Consider the following 3,724-nt stretch of genomic DNA (forward strand, 5'->3'; position numbering starts at 1 on the left):
GCGCCGGGCCGGGGGCCGTACGGGTCAGACGGTGCGCTCCAGCCGGTCCGCCATCAGCTTGACGAAACGCGACGGGTCGGTCAGCTCACCGCCTTCGGCCAGCAGGGCCAGGTTGTAGAGGAGTTCGGCGGTGTCGTCGAGGGTGGAGTGGTCCTCGCGGTCGCCGTGCGCCTGGTTGAGCGTGGTGACCAGGGGGTGGGAGGGGTTGAGTTCCAGGATGCGCTTGCCCCGGGGAACGGCCTGGCCCATGGAGCGGTAGATCTGCTCCAGCGCCGGGGTCACATCATGGGTGTCGGAGACGACACAGGCGGGCGAGACGGTCAGCCGTGAGGAGAGCCTGACCTCCTTGACGTGCTCGTCCAGCCGCTCCGTCATCCAGTCGAGCAGTCCGGCGTACTCGGTGCGCCGCTGCTCGCGCTCGGACTCGGCCTCCTTGCGCTCCTCCTCGGTGCCGAGGTCGACCTCGCCCTTGGCGATGGAACGGAACGCCTTGCCGTCGAACTCGGGGGCCATGTCGACCCAGATCTCGTCCACCGGGTCCGTCAGCAGCAGGACCTCGATGCCCTTGGCCCGGAACGCCTCCATATGCGGGGAGTTCTCGATGGCCTGCCGGGACTCGCCGGTGAGGTAGAAGATGTGCTCCTGGCCCTCCTTCATCCGCTCGACGTAGGCGCGCAGCCCGGTCGGCTTCGACTCGCCCCCGGTGGTGTGGGTGGTGGCGAAGGAGGAGACCGCCAGCAGGGTCTCGCGGTTCTCCAGGTCGGAGAGGAGTCCCTCCTTCATCACCCGGCCGAACTGGGACCAGAACGTCTCGTACGTCTCCGGGGCCCCGGACATCATGTCCTTGACCGTGGCGAGCACCTTCTTCGCCAGACGGCGGTGCATCAACTGGATCTGACGGTCCTGCTGGAGGATCTCGCGCGAGACGTTGAGCGAGAGGTCCTGCGCGTCGACGACCCCCTTCACGAAGCGCAGGTAGTCGGGCATCAGCGCCTCGCAGTCGTCCATGATGAAGACGCGCTTCACATAGAGCTGGATTCCGCGCTTGTAGCCCTGCTGGAAGAGGTCCCGGGGCGCCTGGGCGGGGATGAAGAGGAGCGCCTGGTACTCGAAGGTGCCCTCCGCCTGGAGGCGGATGGTCTCCAGCGGGTCGTTCCAGTCATGGCTGATGTGTTTGTACAGCTCGTGGTACTCGTCGTCGGTGACCTCGTCGCGGGAGCGGGCCCACAGGGCCTTCATCGAGTTGATGACCTCGGGCTCACGCGGCGCCGTACCGTCCTCACCCGGGTCCGCGTCCGTGCCGGTGCCGGCTTCGGCGTCCGTGGCGCCGGAGCCGTCCTGCCCGGCCGGGGCCTCGGTGACCAGTCGGATGGGCCAGGTGATGAAGTCCGAGTACCGCTTGACGATCTCCTTGATCTTCCAGGGGGCGCTGTAGTCGTGGAGCCGGTCCTCGGCGTCCTCGGGCTTGAGCCGCAGGGTGATCGAGGTGCCCTGGGGCGCCTCGTCCACGGTCTCGATGGTGTAGGTACCCTCGCCGTCGGAGGTCCAGCGGGTGCCCTGGCTCTCCCCGGCCCGGCGGGTCAGCAGGGTGACCTCGTCCGCGACCATGAAGCTGGCGTAGAAGCCGACACCGAACTGGCCGATCAGCCCTTCGGCGGCGGTGGGGTCGTCGGCCTCCTTGAGCTCGCGCAGGAACGCCGCGGTGCCGGAGTTCGCGATCGTCCCGATCAGCTCGACCACCTCGTCCCGCGACATGCCGATCCCGTTGTCCCGTACGGTCAGGGTCCGGGCGCTCTGGTCGGGCTCGATCGTGATGTGCGGGTCCGAGACGTCCACGTCGAGGGTGTCGTCGCGGAGCGCCGCGAGGCGGAGCTTGTCGAGGGCGTCGGAGGCGTTGGAGACGAGTTCCCGCAGGAAGACGTCCTTGTTCGAGTAGATCGAGTGGATCATCATCCGCAGAAGCTGTCGCGCTTCCACCTGAAACTCGAACGTCTCAGTCGGCATACCGTGATTCCTTCTCAGGTCACCTAGTCGGAAAGGAACTGACCTGGGAACTGTAGATGAACCGGTCATCACGCCGGTCCGGTACGGGTGGACGCTCCCCCGGTCGTGGGCGGGGTGGGCGTCCGCCGGTCGGGGCGGCGGCCCCTCCGCGCGGTGCGGCCCCGGGCGGCCGGGGCGCCCGGGACCCGGGGAGTCGGACCACCCGAGCCCCGGAACGCCGCCCGCCGGGGTCAGGTCGCGAGGTGGAAGCCCGCGCCCACACCGCCGACGGCGTTCATCTCGTCGATGATGCTGTGGATCGGGGAACTGTGCTGGGCGCCCCACGCGTTGCCGACCAGCGTCTGGTCCACGACCACCGGGGAGCCGGAGTCACCACCGTTGGTCCAGATCAGATGGGTGAACCAGATGCCGTTGGTTCCCACGCGCACCCCGCAGGTCAGCCCGGTGCGGTGACCCTGCTTGCACATCCGGGTGCCGCCCGGCGGGGGCGCGCCGATCGAGGTGATCGTGGTGCCGTTGACGGTGCTGGTGGGGGCGACCCGGGTCTCGTCCAGGTGGATCACCGCGAAGTCCAGGCCCTTGGGACCGGTACTGAGCAGGTTGTTCGGGGTGCTCACATAGGTCACCGTGCCGATGGGTCCGGTGGCCAGGTCGGGACGGGTGGCGGCGATCGGGGCCGGGGCGAGCGCGGTGCCCGGCGGTGAGATATCACGGTAGATCTTCTCGCCGACCAGCTTGTTGCCCTGGGCGTCGATCAGACAGTGGGCGTTGGTGAGCCCGACCAGGTTGCCCGCGCGGTCGCGGCCGACGGCGGTGAGGGTGCAGATGTACAGGGACTGGGGGGCCTCCGGGTTGGGCTGCATCCGGAAGACGAGTCCGGTGCCACCGCCGACGGGGGTGAGGCCCTGGGCGCCGACGGCGGGGGCGGGGCTCTCCGCGCCGGCGGCGGGGGCGGTGGCGAGGGACGTACCCGCCAGGACGAGGGCGAGGGCGAGGGCACGCACCATACGTAACATGCGATCACTTCCCGTGGGTCTGAGGGATGCCGGACCACGGACGACCGCACACTGACCGACCGGCGGATCCGGCGCGATGACGGTTCATGGGAGCACATGGCCGTGATCCATCACCACGTGATCCATCTCACGGGCATCGCGGTCGGCGGGGCGCACGCCGACGTGCCGGATCCACCGTCGCGCCGGAGTCCCGGCGCGAGGAGCGTCCGGGACGGTGTGCGGGTGGGCCGGCGGTACGGCGGCGACCAGCGCGTTTCCGCGAGGATTCCGGAGCGCGGGTTATTGACGTTCCCTCATGTCGTTTCCACCGAGGGCGAGTTCGTCCTCACGGACTCACGGCCGGGGGGCGCCGATGCAGGAGAGGGACCGGTGTCCCCGCGGGCGGGCCCTCTTGACGTACGCGCCCTCGGCCCTCACCCTCCACGGCGGCACCGCTCGCCCTGGCGTACCCGGACCATCGCGCCCGGCGGCGGGTCCCGGCGGCGGACGGCGTCGGGGCCGGGCGGGCGCACCTCGCCGGATGGCGGTTCCGGCGAGGTGATCCTTGTCCGGGACAGTCCGGCCGCACCGCGCTGACCAGTCAGGACACCGCGCCCGCTGGACGGGACAGCGGAAGGGGCTGGCCCTGTGGCGCCGCCGGTGGACATGCTGAGGGTGCCTGATCCGGTGCGCGCCGGGATCGTCACGGGGGAACGATCCCGGCG

Annotated in this window: 2 protein-coding genes; both read right to left on the reverse strand. The window is 70.0% G+C overall.

Going from position 1 to position 3,724, the window contains the following annotated elements; genetic code table 11:
* Positions 1-24 precede the first annotated feature (24 nt).
* On the reverse strand, positions 25-2,004 hold the full coding sequence (htpG, locus tag ACFVIM_RS33845) for a molecular chaperone HtpG (protein WP_384309840.1): 1,980 nt from the start codon (positions 2,002-2,004) through the stop codon (positions 25-27).
* A gap of 230 nt (positions 2,005-2,234) precedes the next feature.
* On the reverse strand, positions 2,235-3,011 hold the full coding sequence (locus tag ACFVIM_RS33850; protein ID WP_384309843.1) for a trypsin-like peptidase domain-containing protein: 777 nt from the start codon (positions 3,009-3,011) through the stop codon (positions 2,235-2,237).
* Positions 3,012-3,724 lie beyond the last annotated feature (713 nt).

The organism is Streptomyces sp. NPDC057638 (assembly GCF_042800315.1).
In the GTDB taxonomy this organism is placed as follows: Bacteria; Actinomycetota; Actinomycetes; order Streptomycetales; family Streptomycetaceae; genus Streptomyces.